This is a genomic window from Exiguobacterium sp. S3 (assembly GCF_018617295.1).
In the GTDB taxonomy this organism is placed as follows: domain Bacteria; phylum Bacillota; class Bacilli; order Exiguobacteriales; family Exiguobacteriaceae; genus Exiguobacterium; species Exiguobacterium profundum.
The window spans coordinates 259,140-276,453 of sequence record NZ_JACSJW010000004.1 but is presented as its reverse complement, the minus strand read 5'-3'; the positions used below and the strand labels follow the sequence as shown (position 1 = coordinate 276,453).

13 protein-coding genes are annotated in these 17,314 nt (G+C 49.1%); 11 read left to right on the top strand and 2 right to left on the bottom strand.

The window, feature by feature from the left end; genetic code table 11:
* Positions 1 to 78 precede the first annotated feature (78 nt).
* Positions 79 to 1,272 (top strand): DUF4317 domain-containing protein, encoded by a 1,194-nt coding sequence (locus KNO65_RS12335; RefSeq protein ID WP_015880257.1) that lies wholly within the window; start codon positions 79 to 81, stop codon positions 1,270 to 1,272.
* Between the two features lie 261 nt (positions 1,273 to 1,533).
* On the opposite strand, the gene KNO65_RS12330 is transcribed toward KNO65_RS12335, so the two are convergent.
* Positions 1,534 to 2,979, bottom strand: a complete 1,446-nt coding sequence (locus tag KNO65_RS12330) for a DEAD/DEAH box helicase (RefSeq protein WP_214784551.1) — start codon at positions 2,977 to 2,979, stop codon at positions 1,534 to 1,536.
* Between the two features lie 163 nt (positions 2,980 to 3,142).
* Here KNO65_RS12330 and KNO65_RS12325 point away from each other — a divergent pair, with 163 nt between their 5' ends.
* The 10 genes from KNO65_RS12325 to KNO65_RS12280 all read left to right on the top strand — a co-directional run bounded on the left by KNO65_RS12325 (position 3,143) and on the right by KNO65_RS12280 (position 14,742).
* Positions 3,143 to 4,195 (top strand): alpha/beta hydrolase, encoded by a 1,053-nt coding sequence (locus KNO65_RS12325; protein WP_214784619.1) that lies wholly within the window; start codon positions 3,143 to 3,145, stop codon positions 4,193 to 4,195.
* Complete coding sequence (locus tag KNO65_RS12320; protein WP_214784547.1) at positions 4,192 to 6,966, top strand: glycoside hydrolase family 3 protein; 2,775 nt, start codon at positions 4,192 to 4,194, stop codon at positions 6,964 to 6,966. Before KNO65_RS12325 ends, KNO65_RS12320 begins: the two co-directional genes overlap by 4 nt.
* A 246-nt stretch (positions 6,967 to 7,212) precedes the next feature.
* A complete protein-coding gene (locus tag KNO65_RS12315; protein WP_214784544.1) occupies positions 7,213 to 7,479 on the top strand; it encodes a CD3324 family protein in 267 nt (88 codons plus the stop codon).
* Between the two features lie 121 nt (positions 7,480 to 7,600).
* Positions 7,601 to 8,251, top strand: a complete 651-nt coding sequence (locus KNO65_RS12310; protein ID WP_214784541.1) for a FusB/FusC family EF-G-binding protein — start codon at positions 7,601 to 7,603, stop codon at positions 8,249 to 8,251.
* Positions 8,252 to 8,388: 137 nt separating this feature from the next.
* Positions 8,389 to 9,759, top strand: coding sequence for an alkaline phosphatase (locus KNO65_RS12305; protein WP_214784538.1), 1,371 nt, complete (start codon positions 8,389 to 8,391; stop codon positions 9,757 to 9,759).
* Between the two features lie 108 nt (positions 9,760 to 9,867).
* The gene (locus KNO65_RS12300; RefSeq protein WP_214784535.1) at positions 9,868 to 10,533 is read left to right on the top strand and encodes an HAD family hydrolase; all 666 of its coding nucleotides are present in this window, start codon (positions 9,868 to 9,870) and stop codon (positions 10,531 to 10,533) included.
* Positions 10,534 to 10,594: 61 nt separating this feature from the next.
* Positions 10,595 to 11,089 carry an LURP-one-related/scramblase family protein gene (locus KNO65_RS12295; protein WP_214784532.1) on the top strand — a complete coding sequence of 165 codons (495 nt, stop codon included), beginning with the start codon at positions 10,595 to 10,597 and terminating at the stop codon, positions 11,087 to 11,089.
* Between the two features lie 13 nt (positions 11,090 to 11,102).
* A complete protein-coding gene (locus KNO65_RS12290) occupies positions 11,103 to 11,645 on the top strand; it encodes an NUDIX hydrolase (RefSeq protein WP_214784528.1) in 543 nt (180 codons plus the stop codon).
* Positions 11,620 to 12,189, top strand: a complete 570-nt coding sequence (locus KNO65_RS12285) for a DUF1349 domain-containing protein (RefSeq protein WP_214784525.1) — start codon at positions 11,620 to 11,622, stop codon at positions 12,187 to 12,189. Before KNO65_RS12290 ends, KNO65_RS12285 begins: the two co-directional genes overlap by 26 nt.
* Before the next feature lie 162 nt (positions 12,190 to 12,351).
* Positions 12,352 to 14,742: a carbohydrate binding domain-containing protein gene (locus tag KNO65_RS12280; protein ID WP_214784522.1), complete on the top strand. Its 2,391-nt coding sequence runs from the start codon at positions 12,352 to 12,354 to the stop codon at positions 14,740 to 14,742.
* Positions 14,743 to 14,789: 47 nt separating this feature from the next.
* Here the strand turns inward: KNO65_RS12280 and mprF are convergent, their stop codons facing one another.
* A complete protein-coding gene (gene mprF / locus KNO65_RS12275) occupies positions 14,790 to 17,282 on the bottom strand; it encodes a bifunctional lysylphosphatidylglycerol flippase/synthetase MprF (RefSeq protein ID WP_214784519.1) in 2,493 nt (830 codons plus the stop codon).
* Positions 17,283 to 17,314 lie beyond the last annotated feature (32 nt).

Genomic DNA, 17,314 nt, shown 5'->3' with positions numbered 1-17,314 from the left:
TATTTCTTTGGAACTAGTGAGCGATCAGGACTGGTATAATGGGTGACATGGATGGAGAGAAAAGAAGAGGTGGATGGAATGAACAAGAAAGAGATTGCGGCGATTCGCCGACAGTTTAAAGTAAATGCGACAAAGCTAAAAATTGCTGACTTATATACGATTTACATCCGACAGGAAACGAATGAGATTTATTACGAAGAGTTGCGTCCGTTCCCGTTCTTAGAAGAAGAGCAGCAGGAGCTGTTTTTGACGAACTTCAAAAAAGTGCTCGGTGGAAAACTTGATGAAAAACTGTTCGAAGTGAAGTTCCAATATCCTGAGGAAGGTCAGGTCGACCATACGCAAGGCTTGCTGTATGAAGGACTTCGTACGGAAGAGACCGACGTCTGGACGGACTATATGCAACGCATCGCGTTGAAGATGGTGAAAGACACGCCGTTTGAGAAGGATATGGTCGTGACGTTCATCCGGGGGAATTATAATAAGCCGACGAACCGGTACTCGGAAGAGTCTGAGATTCACGCGAACGATGAGGTGTATACGACGAAGTTCATCCTCGGCAGCATCAGCCCGACAGAGCTTCCGAAAAAATCACTCGTCTTTGACTTCGTCGAGCGGGAGTTCAAAGCCAGTCTGATTGTGAATCCGATCATCAAACTCGAGGCGCCGATCGGTGGATTCTTATTCCCGTGCTTCACGGATAACGCAGCCGATGTGAACCATGTGCTTTATTCGGCACACAAAGCGCATCAACCGGATATGACGTTCATTGAAAACGTGTTGAACGGTTCGGAGATTGTCACGGCAGTGGAAGAGAAGGCGGTCTTCGAAGAAGTGGTCAAAGCGGTCATCGGAGAAGAAGTCAATTCCCGGACTCTCGCGACCGTTTATGATGAGATCAATCAAATCATTGTCGCCGAAGAAGAGAACGAACAGGAAGAAGAGAGGGTAGCGATGCTCGACTCCCGTGCCGTCGAGGTCGTCTTACGGGCGAGTGGCGTGGAAGATGTGACGACGGAGAAAGTCGAGCAGGCGTTCAAGCAAGTCGTCGACGATACGAAATATGAGATGAAAGCGACGAGTGTCGTTCCGAAGTATACGTCAAAGTCGATTAAAATTAATACGAAAGTGGCCAATATTTCCGTCAGTCCGCAAGACTTGAAATATGTGAAGCAGGTGAACTATAAGGGGAAACCGTGCTTGTTGATTGAAGTGGAAGAGGAGACGGAGATTGAAGGGTTCAAGCTCATCTCTGAAGAATCATTAGACTAATCAAGATAGCGATACATCCAATCGAGTATGTTGTAGTGTTCACGAGTGAACGTTCAAGCTAAGAGTCCGAGGCGTAAACCTTGGGCTCTTTTTTGACAATCGAGTGAGGAAGGTTGAATTCAATCTTTGATACAGGTATGATGCAGGTGAAAACGTTTTCTAAAAGCTATATTTTTTTAGTGTTTATCGAAAGCGCTTTCGGAATTTATGAAACAACAAAAAACCTCAAAGACGAATATCATCTTTGAGGCTAGAGTTGTATTATTTACGCGCTTTGCTTACTTTTAATTTCTTCCCTTTGACCGGCGTCGTCTCCATCGCTTGAAGGACAATCGAACCTTTTCCGTTCAAAATATCGACGTAAGTCATTTGATCATTGATTGTGATGATTCCGATGTCGTCAGCGGATACGCCAGGGATTTTGGCGATTGTTCCGACGAAGTCGACGGCGCGAAGTTTTTTCTTCTTCCCGCCACTGAAGTGAAGCTTCATGATGTCCTGGTTAATACGAGCTGTCTTATTGTTTCGAACGACGCGTCGTCCGCTCAACTTCTGCTCAAAGGCATCTTGGTTAGCCGCGACTTCCGCTTCTGTCGGCGCATCGATCATCGGAATCTCGAATTGAACGTATGATTCAATCGCGTTGATGAGACGTTCTTCCTGACGGGTCATGAGCGTGATCGCCGTTCCTTGTTTGCCGGCACGTCCGGTACGACCTGTCCGGTGCACGTAACTTTCTTTTTCGACAGGAACGTCATAGTTGATGACGAGCTCGACGTTGTCGACATCGATTCCACGTGCTGCGACGTCTGTCGCCACGAGGTAGCGGAAGTTACCCATCTTGAATCCGTTCATGACGGCGAAACGGTCCTCTTGCTCGAGTCCGCCGTGAAGGCGTTCAGCCGAGTAACCGGCTTTGTCGAGCTCGGCGTACACCGTGTCGACGTTCTCTTTCGTCCGACAGAAAATCATACAGCTGTCCGGGTTCTCGACGACCGTGATGTCTTGAAGCACAGCCAGTTTCTCGTTCCGGTGAACAGGGAGGAGGCGGTGCTCGATTGTCGAAGCGGTCATGCCGGTCGATTCGATCGCGACACGTGCCGGAGCATTCATATGCTTCTGGCAGAGACGTTCGATATCTTGTGGGAATGTCGCAGAGAAGACCATCGTGACGCGGTCTTTCGGCAACTGTTGAAGAATCTTCTCGACGTCAGCGAGGAAGCCGCGGTTGAGCATCTCGTCCGCTTCATCGATGATCAAGTATTCGACGCAGTCGAGTGAGAGGGTCTCACGCTCGATATGGTCCATGACGCGACCTGGCGTACCGACGACGATATGTGTCTTTTGCTTCAACTCTTCACGCTGTTTCGAGAACGGTTCTTTCCCGTAGACGGCAGTCGCTTTGATTCGTTTGAAACGTCCGATGTTCGTCATGTCTTCCCGTACTTGAACGGCGAGTTCGCGTGTCGGTGTCAAGACGAGCACTTGGGGTTTGTTTTCGGCCCAGTCGATGAGCTCGATGACCGGAATTCCGAAAGCAGCTGTCTTTCCGCTTCCGGTCTGTGCTTTGACGATTAAGTCTTCACGCTCGAGCGCACGCGGGATGACCTGCTGTTGTACTTCAGTCGGTGATTCGTATTTCATAATGCCTAATGCGCGCGTGATCTCGTCGCTCAGGCGATAATCAGTAAATTGCTGTTTGTTCATGGGTAACCTCATTCTTTCGTGAAAACTTCTGCTTCAGAAAATTTCAATGTCTATTTGCAATACAGTCCATTATAGACCGAAAGGCATTAGGAAAGCCAATTTCATATAAAAATAAGTACTGGTGAAAGGGGTCTACATATTGAAACACAGTTATGAAAATCTCATGGATTATTTGAATCAGCATCAGCAACTTACGAGAACAAACCACCTCGAAACCGTCATCAAACCCATACCGGATGCAGACCGTACCGGCGACCTTGACCCACGTGTTTTTGCGACGTTGACCACAAATCATTCTTCACACGATGAACCGGATACAGCATTTGACCTCGAGGTGGCACGTGCCAGCATGGGGTGGCCGAACCGGGATCAGACGACGACTGATATCAAAACCGAGTATCTCATGATTCCTAGTGAGGACGGTGACATCCCGGTTCGTCTGTATCGTCCGCATCATACTGAAGCCATCCCAGCCATTCTCTTCTTCCATGGTGGCGGTTTCTTCGGAGGCACGCTCGAGACGGTTGAGAATCCTTGTAAATTGCTTTCGGAACGAGCGAACGCGGTTGTCCTCTCCGTCGATTATCGTCTCGCCCCGGAGCATCCGTTCCCGGCCGGATTGAATGACTGTTACCGCGCTTTGGAATGGGTATATGCCAACGCGACGGAGTTGAACGTCCTTCGTGATCAAATTGCTGTCGCAGGGGATAGTGCTGGCGGTAATTTGGCAACGGCTTGCTGTCTGATGGAGCAAGAACGAGGGGAAGGACGCATTTGTTATCAAGCGCTCGTCTATCCCGTCGTCAATCTGGGTTCGATTCCGACAGATGATTTTAAATGGGCGCTCGATGCTTATGATATCTCGCATCATCACGACCTAATTCGAGGTGTTGTGCTCGCCCTCGCCGACTCGGATTCGCTCTTAAATGACCTCTATCTTCAAGGGGAGGTGGATGTCACGCATCCGCTCGTCTCACCATTATTCGCAGACGATGTCTCAGGCCTACCACCGACTTTGATTGTGACGGCGGAGTACGATTACTTACGACTCGAAGGGGAGGCGTATGCGCGGAAACTGGCACGAGCGGGTGTCCCGACACGCCTCATTCAATATCGGGGGATGGACCATGCCTTCATGGACAAGTTGGGAGACTATCCACAGGCAGACGATTGTATGAATGTAATCGCAAAAGGACTTAAGGAGCTGACGAAATGAAACAGTATACATTGGATTGGACTCGTTATGAGGAATTGGCACGTCAAGCGGTCGCGGAAGGTGTCGTGTTAGTCAAAAACGAACAGAAGACCCTCCCATTACAGTCAGGGACGAAGCTCGCCGTATTTGGTCGTAGCCAGTTCCATTACTACAAGAGCGGTACGGGCTCAGGCGGGATGGTGAACGTCGGACATGTCACGACGCCGCTCGAGGCATTGCGCGAGCGTCCAGATATTCATATCAATGAATCGCTCTATGCGACGTATGAGGAATGGGTGAAGGAGAATCCATTCGACCAAGGTGTCGGTTGGGCCGGTGAACCGTGGTCGCAACAGGAGATGGACGTAACGGACGAACTCGTCGAACAGGCGACACAAGAATCAGATGTCGCCCTCATCATGATTGGACGTACGGCAGGAGAAGACCGTGACAACACGGCCGATCCGGGTAGTTACTTATTGACGGATATCGAACATACGATGATCGAGCGCGTCACGAAACGCTTCGACAAGACGGTCGTCGTGTTGAACGTTGGGAACATCATCGACATGAAGTGGGCGAAGGAGCCGAGTGCCATCCTCTATGCATGGCAAGGTGGGATGGAAGGTGGAAAAGGACTCGTCGACGTGCTCGTCGGAGATGTGAGTCCTTCCGGGAAACTGACGGATACGATTGCTCAATCGATTGAAGATTATCCGTCGACGAAGAACTTTGGTCATGCAGATAAAGGCATTTATCAAGAAGACATCTATGTCGGTTATCGCTACTTCGAAACGTTCGCGAAGGAGGATGTCTTATATCCATTCGGATTCGGACTGTCTTACACGACGTTCAAAACGGGGGTAAAGCATACCGCAGAAACTGATGGTGTCCTGACGGTCGAGGTGGAAGTGACGAACGCGGGTGAGTGCGATGGGAAAGAAGTCGTCCAACTCTACGTCGAGAAACCGCAAGGGAAGCTCGGGAATCCGTTCCGGTCATTGGTGGCGTTCGAGAAAACCTTGCTTCTTGAACCGGGCGAGCGCCAAATCCTTTCTTTCAACGTCCACATGACTGACTTTGCGAGCTATGACGACTCTGGCGTGACTGGTTATGAATCGAGCTTCGTTTTAGAGGCAGGAACGTATCGGTTGTACGTCGGAACGGATGTGCGTTCGGCTACACTCGCTCTCGAAGTCGAGCAACAGGAGCAACGTGTCCTCGAGACGTTAAGCGAAAATATGGCGCCTGTCCTCCCGTTCGAACGGATGAAACCAATTCAAGGCGAACAGGGATTTGAAGTGGGCTACGAGTCGACGCCGCTTCGCGCCGTTGACGTCGAGACACGTTATTTGGAAGAACGCCCTGAGACTAGAGTGTTCACGGGTGACCAAGGTATCAAATTAAGCGATGTGTATCATGGAAAGGCGTCACTTGACACATTCTTAGATCAATTGACAGATGAGGATTTGGCGACAATCGTTCGCGGACAAGGGATGAACTCACCGCGTGTCACGCCGGGGACGGCAGCGGCGTTCGGTGGTGTGTCCGACCGATTGAACGAACTCGGGATTCCAGCGGCGTGTTGTGCCGATGGTCCATCAGGCATTCGCATGGATATCGGAACGAAGGCGTTCGCGCTTCCGAACGGCACACTCTTGGCTTCTACGTTCAACGTCGATCTCGTCGAAGACTTGTTCGAGATGACAGGGCTCGAGATGCGGAAAAACCGCATCGATACGTTGCTCGGACCCGGGATGAACATTCACCGTAACCCGTTGAACGGACGGAACTTCGAGTATTTCTCGGAAGATCCGCATTTGACTGGGAAGATGGCGGTCGCTCAATTGAACGGCATGCATCGTGTCGGGGTGACGGGAACGCTCAAACACTTCAGCGCCAATAACCAAGAAGCGCATCGTCACGATATCGACTCGGTCGTCTCGGAGCGGGCGTTACGCGAGATTTATTTGAAAGGGTTCGAGATGGCGGTGAAAGAAGGACGCGCATCGTCCATCATGACGACATACGGCGCGGTCAACGGGATCTGGACGGCTGGTCTATACGATCAAAATACGCGTATCTTACGTGATGAGTGGGGCTTTGAAGGCATCGTCATGACAGACTGGTGGGCAAAAGTGAACTTCCGTGAGGATGAGTCGGCCAATCGTCAAAATACGGCAGCGATGGTTCGCTCACAAAACGACTTGTACATGGTCGTCGACCGTCCGGACCTCAACTCGTTCGAGGATAACACGATGGCATCACTCGAAGAAGGGATTGTCACACGGGGCGAGTTGTTGCGGAGCGCGCGCAACATTTGTACGTTCATCTTGAAATCACCGGCGATGGAGCGTCTTCTCGGGATTCATGACGGTTCCGTCGAGGTGCTCGGCTTTGAGGATGAGATGAATCAACAGGATACATTTGAGTTGGACTACCAACATCTCGAAAACGGGGAACATGTGGGTTTGTCAGGAATCGATACCTCGACCGGAAACACACACGTCTTCGCCATCTCGGTCGACCAAACGGGGACGTATGACATCACGTTGACTGCCCGTTCGAACGCGGGAGAGTTGGCACAGATGCCGGTGACATTATTTGCGAACAATATCCCGGGTGCGACGTTCACGTTTAATGGGACGGACGGAGAATGGGTGACGCAGACGAAGCAGGTCTTCTTCTTGAACCAACATAATTATCTCCAGCTCTATTTCGCGTTAAGCGGATTAGAAGTGAAGGACGTGTCCTTCAAGCTCGCAGATGAATTCAGTATGAAGAACGGCTGAGCCGCCCTTTTGCCGATTCATTGAATCCTGTATAATCGAAAGAACGACACATCGTAAAGGAGGCGCATACCCGTGGAAAATCGGCTTCGATTTTCTAGGTCTTCACGCACTCATGCAAAGCCATTTGGACGAAAGGCGATCACTTGCATGGGGCGAAACGAATACCTTGATCGCTTGATTTTAACGTAAACCACTTGGCTTTGCTCCCTTATCGGATTGGATTCATTCAATAAGGAGCGAGGTATGATGAAGTACGTCAATGCGCAACAAATCCTGCCAGAACGATTGTTGCAAGAGGTGCAACAATACGTACAAGGTGAAACGTTATATGTGCCGACCCCGACTGACACGAAACGGAAATGGGGGTCGGTCAACGGTGGAAAACAATTACTTGATGAACGAAACGAAGCCATACGCGCAGCGTTTCGGAATGGAGAGCGAATCGAAAATCTGGCCAAGTCCTATCATTTGGCGACGCATACGATTCGAAAGATTGTATACCGCTCGAGATGAAGGAGGTACGACTAGTTCGCTAGTCGTACCTTTTTAGGTCGACTATGTTTCTTAATCAAAGTGTACACAGTAAGGAAGCGTCGTTTCCTGTAAACTGAAGATGGAGGAAGGGGGCGACAAAATGTCAGATCCATTTATTCAAAACGAACAATATAATCTCATCAAAGAACAAGTGACGCTCGTCAAAGGGAGTCGAACGCAAAGCCTGCCGCCTTCTGTCTTGCGAGCAGTCATCGACTTGGCACAATCGAAAGTGATGTATGCATTCCCTGAAGCGACGACTGAACAACTGAAGCTGTTACAGTTCGAGACGCTACAGACGAACGAAGCGTTCGACGAATACATGCAACAATTACGAGAATGGGTTCAACCGTTTCCCGTTATTTCTGCCGAGCAGCTGAAGAGTTTGTTCCCGAAACAAAAGAAGCTGCGCTTGCCGGAGTTATCCGATGTTGATTTTGGAAGACTCACGTATTTGAGTTGGAATGATGGACGTTCCGATCAAAAGTTGATGATTTGCCAATACGAAGGTCAATTGATTGGCATTGCATGTAAACCGAGTACGAATACGAAGAAAAATATATGTGCCTTTTGTAATCAGTTCACGGATGTGACGTACTGCGTTACGATCACGAAAGCGAAACAAGCGAAAAATCCGGACTATTACAAAGCCATTGGCACATATATATGTGCCGACAGTAAGACGTGCAACGAACACATCACGAGCCAAGAGGCTTTGCATACTTTTGTTCATACAGCGTTACAGGCCTGACGAGAGAGTCAGGCTTTTTATGTTGTTGAAATGGCGGCATTTACAAAAACCATACAGGGCTGTATTCATTCTGAAAATGTATCTTTACAAAAGTTCGTTAGGCTACAGAAGTAGCACATATTCGGGAGGGTTTACAGATGAAAAAGACAATGAAGAAGTTCGTTCCACTCGCAGTCGTGTCGACGCTTGCGCTCGGGGGAATCGTTGGTGTTCAACAACAAAACGAAGCAGAAGCAGCAAAGGATTCAAAGAATCATAAGGCGAAAAATGTCATCTTTATGATCGGGGACGGGATGGGCGTGCCGTATACGACAGCACTTCGTTACATGAACGACAATGAAGAGACGGTGGAGATGGAACCGATTGCCTTCGATCCACATTTGGTGGGCATGCAGTCGACGTATCCTGAAGACGATGCGGAGAACGTGACCGACTCGGCGGCGGCCGCAACGGCGATGAGCTCTGGTGTCAAAACGTATAACAACGCGATTGCCGTTGATAACGACAAAACAGATGTAAAAACGGTACTTGAACAAGCGAAAGAGAATGGAATGTCGACAGGACTTGTCGCGACGTCTGAAATCACGCATGCGACACCGGCTTCTTACGGGGCACACGAGGAGCAACGTAAGAGTGAGAATGCGATCGCCAATGATTATTATGATGATTTGATTGATGGGGAGCATAAAGTGGACGTCATGCTAGGAGGCGGAACGAAATTCTTCGAACGCTCAGACCGTAATATCGCCAAGCAGTTCCAAGAAGACGGCTACAGTTACGTCACGTCAGCAGAAGAGATGAAGCAGGACGATAACAAACAGGTACTCGGTCTATTCGCGGAAGTCGGCATGGATAAGATGATTGACCGTTCAGACGAACAACCTAGTCTTGCGGACATGACGACATCCGCTCTTGATCGACTGAAAGGGGATAAGGATGGATTCTTCCTCATGGTAGAAGGAAGTCAAATTGACTGGGCCGGACATGACAACGATGTTGTCGGCGCGATGAGTGAGATGAAGGACTTTGAGCAAGCGTTTGAGGTCGTTCGTGACTTCGCCAAAGAAAACGGTGAGACGTTAGTCGTCGTGACGGCGGATCACTCGACTGGCGGTATTTCAGTTGGGGCGGACGGGAACTATAACTGGGATCCGACTCCGATTCAAGCAGCGAAACGTACTCCAGACTTCATGGCGAAAGAAATCGAAGCTGGAGCGGACGTAGAAGCTGTCTTACGTGAGAACATTGATTTGGAATTGACGTCTGAAGAAATTACTTCTGTGAAGAAAGCGGCTGAGACGAATGACGTCACGAAAATCGACAACGCCATCGAGAAAATCTTCGATCAGCGTTCGGGAACGGGCTGGACGACGGACGGTCATACGGGTGACGACGTGCCGGTATATGCGTTCGGGCCACAACAAGAGAAGTTCGTCGGTATGAGTGATAACACCGATCAAGCAAAACGAATCTTCAACTTGTTGAAGAATAAAGGGAAAATCAAATAAGTAAGGGAATATGCTAAGACTACGCGGAATTCCTGCGTAGTTTTTTTATTGTGAGGTTGTCGTATGATAGACAGACAACCATGATTCGATTAACGAGGGGGGAAGCGGATGAAACACGCAGTGATTTTTGATATGGACGGAACATTGTTTCGGACAGATTTGATTTTAGAGTTGGCGTTGGATGAAACGTTTGAACACCTACGAAAAAATGGAGAATGGGATGGGCCGACACCGATTGACGAATACCGAAAGATCATGGGCGTACCATTGCCCGTTGTTTGGAAAACCTTGCTCCCACGACACGACGAACAAACTAGAGAAGAGGTCGATGCCTATTTCTTAACACGACTCATCAAAAACATCGAAAACGGGAATGGAGCATTATATGCAGGGGTACTCGAACTGTTTGAACAATTGCATCAAATGGGGCATTCCATCTTCGTCGCAAGCAATGGTTTGGTGGACTATTTACAAGCCATCGTCACGCACTATGAATTGGATCGTTGGATCACAGAAACTTATAGCATTCAACAAATCGACACGTTGGATAAGGGCGATTTGGTGGCTGAAATCGTGAAGAAGTATGAACTGCGGGAGGGCTTCGTGGTAGGTGACCGATTATCGGATATCTCGGCTGCACGAGCGATCGGACTCATTTCAATCGGCTGTCGTTTTGACTTCGCACAAGAAGTAGAGTTACAAGAAGCGAATTACGTTGTGAATCACTTGGCAGAAGTTCTCGATATCGTTTCAAAGGAGACGGCTTCGCTATAAGTGAATCGATTTCTGGATTGGACTCGTAAGTAAAGGACTACAACAAATCGGAGGGATCATCATGCACACGCTCTACATGAAACAAAAAGTGTTTAGCTTACGCGGACGTTTCACCATCAAGGATGCGGACGGACATGACAAATATTTCATCGAAGGTAGCTTTATGAAGTTTCCAAAATCATTCGAAATCAAAGATACGAACGATCAGACGGTCACGACAATCACGAAAAAGACGTTCAGTTTTTTACCGAAATTTTTTGTGGAAGTGGACGGCACAGATATGATGACCATCTCGAAAGAGTTCTCGTTTTTCAAACCGAAATATTCAATCGATGCAGCCGGGATCGATGTCCAAGGAGATTGGTGGGACATGGATTTTGATGTGACGAAGAACGGACATTCGATCGGAAGTGTACAAAAGAAATGGTTCTCATGGGGCGATAGTTACGAGATTCGTGTCGAAGAACCGGAGATGGAGCACCTTCTTATCTCTATCGTCGTAGCAATCGATTGCGCGAAAGCAGATCAAGCAGCGGCATCTAGCGCAGCAACATAAAGGGGAGTATCGAATGGAATTTTGGGACGTCTATACGGTCGACCGAGAAAAGACCGGTCGCACGTGGCAACGAGGAAGTCGATTGCCAGAAGGCGAGTATCACCTTGTGATTCACGTGTGTATCTTTAACGAGAAGGGCGAGATGCTGATTCAACAGCGCCAACCGTTCAAGGATGGTTGGGCCAACATGTGGGATATCACAGTCGGTGGAAGTGCCACGGTAGGAGATACAAGCCAGCAAGCCGCCATGCGGGAGCTCGAAGAGGAGATTGGACTCAAGCTTGATCTATCCCAGACGCGACCGCACCTGACAGTCAATTTTGACGAAGGGTTTGACGATATTTATTTGGTCGAAATGGAAGTGGATTTGAATGAGCTGACGCTTCAAGAATCTGAAGTACAGGCCGTGAAATGGGCGGATGAGGCGACAATTCTGCAGATGATTCAACAGCATGAATTCATACCGTATCACACACCGATGATACCGTTACTGTTTGCCATGCGAGGTCAATGGGGAGGGATTGATCATCATGCATACGTACAAGTGGATAAATGAACCGAATAGCGTGAACGGATTTGAACCGCTCACTTTTCGCACGCTGCCAGATACAGACTTTTGGCGAAATACACATTACGGATTTAACCGCATGACGGCGCATGCACGACTAACAGACGTCAAAACCCAACGATTCACATGTCGGGCGACAATCCAGATGGAACCGAGCCATACATATGATCAGGCCGGGATCGTCTTATATGTGAACGATGACCATTGGATCAAGACGTCTGTCGAGTACATTCCGGATAGACCGTCCCATCTTGGCGCAGTCGTCACCTCGTTTGGCTATTCAGATTGGTCGACACGTGATTTTTCAAATGACATGGTTCGCAATCCGTTGACGTTTGAAATCGTGTATACAGATGGAGATGTGGAGATTTTCTTTGAATATGGTGGCGGTATGCGTGAACAGCTTCGCATCGCCCATCTTCATGACGTATCGACATTACGTATCGGTCCATATGCCTGTAGTCCGGATGTGAATGCGACAGGTTTTGACGTGACATTTTCGAATTGGGAACTACGGGAAGCATCGGCGTGAGTCGGTGCTTTTTTATGTGTCAGTTTGATTTCACTTCCGAAAAGTGGTTGAAGTTTTAGCAAAGAAAAATCTATAATGGATTTATCGAAAGCGCTTTCGGAAATCACTTTCAAAAGTACGGACTGACATATGACAATCATTTATCCTAAAGGAGGACGCACGATGAAGAAATGGGTTGCACTCGCACTCGGGACAGGCCTTGCCCTATCCTTGCCACAAGAGGTGCCGGCTGAAAAGAGTTCAAAAGCCGATGACGCTAAGTGGAAACTTGTCTGGTCAGATGAGTTTAGCAAGTCTGAAATCGATCACTCGAAATGGAATTTTGAAACGGGGAACTGGATTGTCGACAAAGACGGAAATCCAGTCGCTGCCGGTTGGGGAAACAATGAGAAGCAATTTTACACGGACAAAAACGAAAACGCTTTCGTGAAAGACGGGAAGCTCGTCATCCGTGCAAAGAAAGAACAAGCATCGGATCAATTCGGTACCTATGATTACACATCGGCGAAGTTGACGACGAAGGGGACGTTCAGTAAGACATATGGTCGTTATGAAATGCGAGCCAAACTTCCAACCGGTAAAGGACTGTGGCCGGCGTTTTGGATGCTGCCAGAAGAAGACCGCTACGGTGGTTGGGCCGCATCAGGTGAAATCGACATCATGGAATCGTGGGGCAGTCAGCCAGATAAAGTCGCTGGCACGATTCACTACGGAGAAACGTGGCCGAACAACAAATATACGGGGAAAGATTATCACTTCGCAGAAGGTGACGGCATCGACAAGTGGCATACATATGCAGTCGAGTGGGAACCAGGTGAGATTCGTTGGTATGTAGACGGTCAGCTCTATCAAACACAAAACGACTGGTATGCGAAAGAAGCGAACAAAGCATCGAAATATAGCTACCCTGCACCATTCGACCAAGATTTTTACTTGATTATGAACTTGGCGGTCGGTGGATGGTTCGATGGGGATGTTGACGAGACGACACCGTTCCCGGCAGAGATGGAAGTCGATTACGTCCGCGTCTTTGACTTGAAGAACGGGAAGTATCGCGATGCTGTCGAGCCGACGTACTCGGATGAGGAAGTCGTGTTACCGGAAGGTGCGAAACAACCTTTAGAAGACGGGAACCTCGTCTATGACGAAGACTACACTGAACCGATTACGACGGTAACGAACGGTACGCAGGCGCTCAACCCGACGTATTGGAACTACGTGGCGCTTCCTGACTTTGGTGGCGTCGGTTCCATCGATGTGATCGACTTGGCAGGGTCACGTTTTGCTGACATTTCGATTGATCAAGCAGGAAGCCAACCATACTCGCATCAATTGATTCAAAACGTATCGCTCGGACAAGGTGGCCACTATAAAGTGACGTTTGACGCTAAGGCGGATGCGGCGCGTTCCATTGCCGTTAAAGTCGGTGGGGGTCCGGACCGAGGCTATGCAAAATATTCTGATGAAGGGTCATTCGATTTGACGACAGACGTTCAAACGTACTCGATGACATTCGATATGACAGAAGAGACTGACCTTGCGGCACGTCTTGAGTTCAACGTCGGACTCAGCACGTCGGGTGTCCAAATTGGGAACGTCCGTGTCGAGCAGACACCTCGTGAGGCGTTCGATCCGAATGCGACAAAACCGATGCTTGGGGACGGGAACCATGTGTATAACGGTACGTTCGACCAAGGGGTGATGGACCGCATGACGTATTGGACGTTCGACCCAGGCGTCACGAAAGGGACAGGAACGGTCGACCCGGTAGAGCGTCTCTTCCGTTTTGAAACGAACAAGAAAAAAGGAGCACCGGCTACATTGGTGCAACAAGGCATTCAATTGCAAGAGGGACATGAATACGTTCTTCGCTTCAAAGCCCGTGCGGAGCGTGTAGACGGTCTTCAAGTCGGATTGAACGGAGCAAATGGTGACGCTTATCTTCCGCTTCAGCGTGTCGCTTTATCTGAAGCATTCGATACGTATGAAATTCCGTTCACGATGGAAGCCGGAACGGACCTCATGAGTCAACTTCAGTTCATTCTCGGTTCTGAAAAAGGTGCGATTGAAATCGATGACGTCGAGTTGCGCGATGTCACACCGGTTTATATCGACCTGTCTCCACTTAAAAACGGTGCATTCACAGAAGGTCTCACCAACTGGGGCTCCTATGTACACTTTGACGCACAGGCTGCTGTCGAAGCGGTAAATGAGGCGGCACGTATCTCGATTACGCAAGAAGGGAACGAAGCGTGGAGTGTGCTCATGGAACAAGGCGGTCTTGAACTACAACAAGATCAAACCTACGTCGTCCAATTCGATGCATCCTCTACTGTCGCTCGTTCATTCGAAGTGACGTTAGAGAATGTCGGGTACTATCGCTATTTGAGCGAAGTCGTAGCGGTCACACCGGAAGCGAACACGTACACGTTTGAAGTGACGATGCCGGTGACAGATGTCACAGGATTGAAGTTCTTGATGGGACGCACAGAAGGGTCGCCACTCGGGGCTCATGACATCACAATTGACAATGTGAGTGTGACGTTGAAATAAGATGATACGTAAAACAGGAATTTCTCACGATGAGAAATTCCTGTTTTTTAGCGTTTCCGACTAATCAATCGCGCTGTCCGTAAAATCGAGGGTAGTAACTTCCGGCGTTGACGAAACGCGAGATAGCGTCCTTCCCACGACGGTTTGAACTTCTGTTTGAACTGTCGTAAGCCACTGAACGGATAGATGTAACTGATGTTTTCAAAAATGTCGGCGGCGACGCGCTCCGGCCAATGGGAGAACGTCTGCTCTCCGACCGCGGCAAGTGGTGCCACGCCGAGTCCGACATGGTCATAGCCTTCTGCGCGAGCCCATTCGATGATGTGAAGGATCAATACTTCAATCGATCCGGTCGGCGCATCATTTTTCGAACGCATCAAATCGATGGAGATGGCCCCGTCTCCCCGGAGTAGCGAAATGAAAGCCACGACGACACCGTCCGCATCTCGCAACAAGGCAATCGGATAACGTGTCAACGTTTCATAGTCGAAGAATCCGAGAGAGAAGCCTTTCTCATTTCGATTCCCAATCCATTCGTCTGAGATGTCTTTTAACTCTTGTAACAGCAAGAGGCTCGGTTCACAGACGATGTCGAACGTGATTTCCTTCTTCTCAAACTGATTGTAGAGAGAGCGCATATTTGCACGCTTCTTCCCGGATAAGGAGAAGGCCGAGACGTCAATCGTCGCCTCTTCCCCTAATTTGAAGAACGTGAATCCAGCATCATGGAGGCGGGGCATCCAATTCGGTGTGATTTGATAAAATAAAGGGATATACCCGATCCGATCTGCATCTTCAATGAATCGTGTCAAAAGAGAAGTCGCAGCCTGTTTCTCTCCTTGGATATCACCAAGGACGATGGCATGGTTCCGAGTCGTCGCAAACAACAGACACGCATCTCCTGCCTCGTTCATGTAAAAACGCTTATCTGCCATATGGGCCAAATCAAAACTGCTCGATGTGGGCTGTGTTGCCTGAAACTGTCGGATGCGATGTTCATCATAGGCCTCTCCAAGCGCCGGACGTTTCCAACGATCGAACAAGAGCAGGAGTACACTTGCTACGATTGAAGTTAACAATAAGACGAACGTCGTCAACCAACCGGCTTGATGCGATGTGAAGAATAAGTTGTCTGTACCTGCGAATGACTGCAATAAGAGGGCGTGGGTGCCGACATAGAGCAGGACGTAAATCAAGCTTCGGATGAGACGTCCTGTCGTTAAAATCGAACGGTATCGGACGTGTCGTTTACGTGTCAACCAGACGAACATCGCAAACCCGATGACGACGAAGGTCTCAAACAGGTTTAACCCACGAGCGATGACTCCGATGGTCGCCAAGATGAAGGCAGTGTTGAGTAACCAGAGTGTTCGTTTTGTCCGAACATACATGCCATAGACGGATAAAAACATGAGAAGTCCGGCACTCAATAAGAAAAGGGTCCCAATCCATTCAAACAAGCGATTCACTTCATAGAGCGGCGTCACGCTCGGGAGAAGCGTCTGGAACCAAATCAACAGACTGCTCATGAGTGCGATGAGACTTCCAGTCAAGCGTCCAATCTTCGCAAGCGTCCGCGAAACGACGCGCCAGACGACGGTCCCAATCTCATAAGAAGACCCGATGATTGGCCGATACTCGATTTGTTTGACGACCTGATCTCCGAATGCGATGGCTGCGAGAAAAAGTCCAATTAAAAAGGGAACGACAAAATAAACGAATCGATAGATGATTAGTGAAGACAAAACGATGTCTTGATGAATCCCAAGTTGAGTCATCCCAACGAGATACAGTAAGTCAAACGTTCCAGCACCCCCAGGGACGAGGGAGACGACACCGACGACCGTCGCGACGATGAATACCCCGAAGAGTTGCACGAACGAAGCCGAACCGTCTAGTAACGTCAAAGCATAAATGGCGACGAATCCTGCGGTGACCCATTCTGCGAGTGAAGTCATCGTATACCCGAGCAGAGTAGACCATCCGACGTTTGATCGGCGTGATGTGACGAATAAATAAAACGGGAGCATCGCACTCACGGCGAGTAACACCGGCCAAATCCATGGTTTCGTACCGACGAGCCCACCAGCTGGAAAGATTCCGAGGAGCACACCGATGGAAAGAATGGACAGACCACTGATGAGTGTCGGGGTCATCCAACCGATGGCACGGAGCAAGCGTTTCGTATCTGTATAGGGACGGTAGAGGGAGGTACGAAGGGCAATCCCAATCACGCCGCCGAAGCCGAGCATCCCGTTCATCGAGTTCGTGATCCACGCTGTTTGAACGATTTTTCGTTTCGGTAGCTCGATATGTAAAGAGCGTAGCAGGAAATAGTCATAGCCCGTCATCGTCAAGACTGCGAATCCACCGAGCAGGATGAGTGTGAACTGTTCCCAACCGGTCAGTTGTTTCAATGTCGTGAAGGCGGTCGCGAGCGAGAGGTCTTTCAACTCTTGTCCGCTCTGAATCAAAATCAAACCGATTAACGCTATAGGAATGAGCCATTTTAATTGTTTCCATGAAAAACGAGTACGCATTGCAATCTTCTCCTTATCTGCCATAGGACTGA

Bases quoted from the DNA above. Each gene is read 5' to 3' on its own strand.
- KNO65_RS12335 (WP_015880257.1), top strand. From the start codon at position 79: ATGAACAAGAAAGAGATTGCGGCGATTCGCCGACAGTTTAAAGTAAAT.
- KNO65_RS12330 (WP_214784551.1), bottom strand. From the start codon at position 2,979: ATGAACAAACAGCAATTTACTGATTATCGCCTGAGCGACGAGATCACG.
- KNO65_RS12325 (WP_214784619.1), top strand. From the start codon at position 3,143: ATGGATTATTTGAATCAGCATCAGCAACTTACGAGAACAAACCACCTC.
- KNO65_RS12320 (WP_214784547.1), top strand. From the start codon at position 4,192: ATGAAACAGTATACATTGGATTGGACTCGTTATGAGGAATTGGCACGT.
- KNO65_RS12315 (WP_214784544.1), top strand. From the start codon at position 7,213: ATGAAGTACGTCAATGCGCAACAAATCCTGCCAGAACGATTGTTGCAA.
- KNO65_RS12310 (WP_214784541.1), top strand. From the start codon at position 7,601: ATGTCAGATCCATTTATTCAAAACGAACAATATAATCTCATCAAAGAA.
- KNO65_RS12305 (WP_214784538.1), top strand. From the start codon at position 8,389: ATGAAAAAGACAATGAAGAAGTTCGTTCCACTCGCAGTCGTGTCGACG.
- KNO65_RS12300 (WP_214784535.1), top strand. From the start codon at position 9,868: ATGAAACACGCAGTGATTTTTGATATGGACGGAACATTGTTTCGGACA.
- KNO65_RS12295 (WP_214784532.1), top strand. From the start codon at position 10,595: ATGCACACGCTCTACATGAAACAAAAAGTGTTTAGCTTACGCGGACGT.
- KNO65_RS12290 (WP_214784528.1), top strand. From the start codon at position 11,103: ATGGAATTTTGGGACGTCTATACGGTCGACCGAGAAAAGACCGGTCGC.
- KNO65_RS12285 (WP_214784525.1), top strand. From the start codon at position 11,620: ATGCATACGTACAAGTGGATAAATGAACCGAATAGCGTGAACGGATTT.
- KNO65_RS12280 (WP_214784522.1), top strand. From the start codon at position 12,352: ATGAAGAAATGGGTTGCACTCGCACTCGGGACAGGCCTTGCCCTATCC.
- mprF (WP_214784519.1), bottom strand. From the start codon at position 17,282: ATGCGTACTCGTTTTTCATGGAAACAATTAAAATGGCTCATTCCTATA.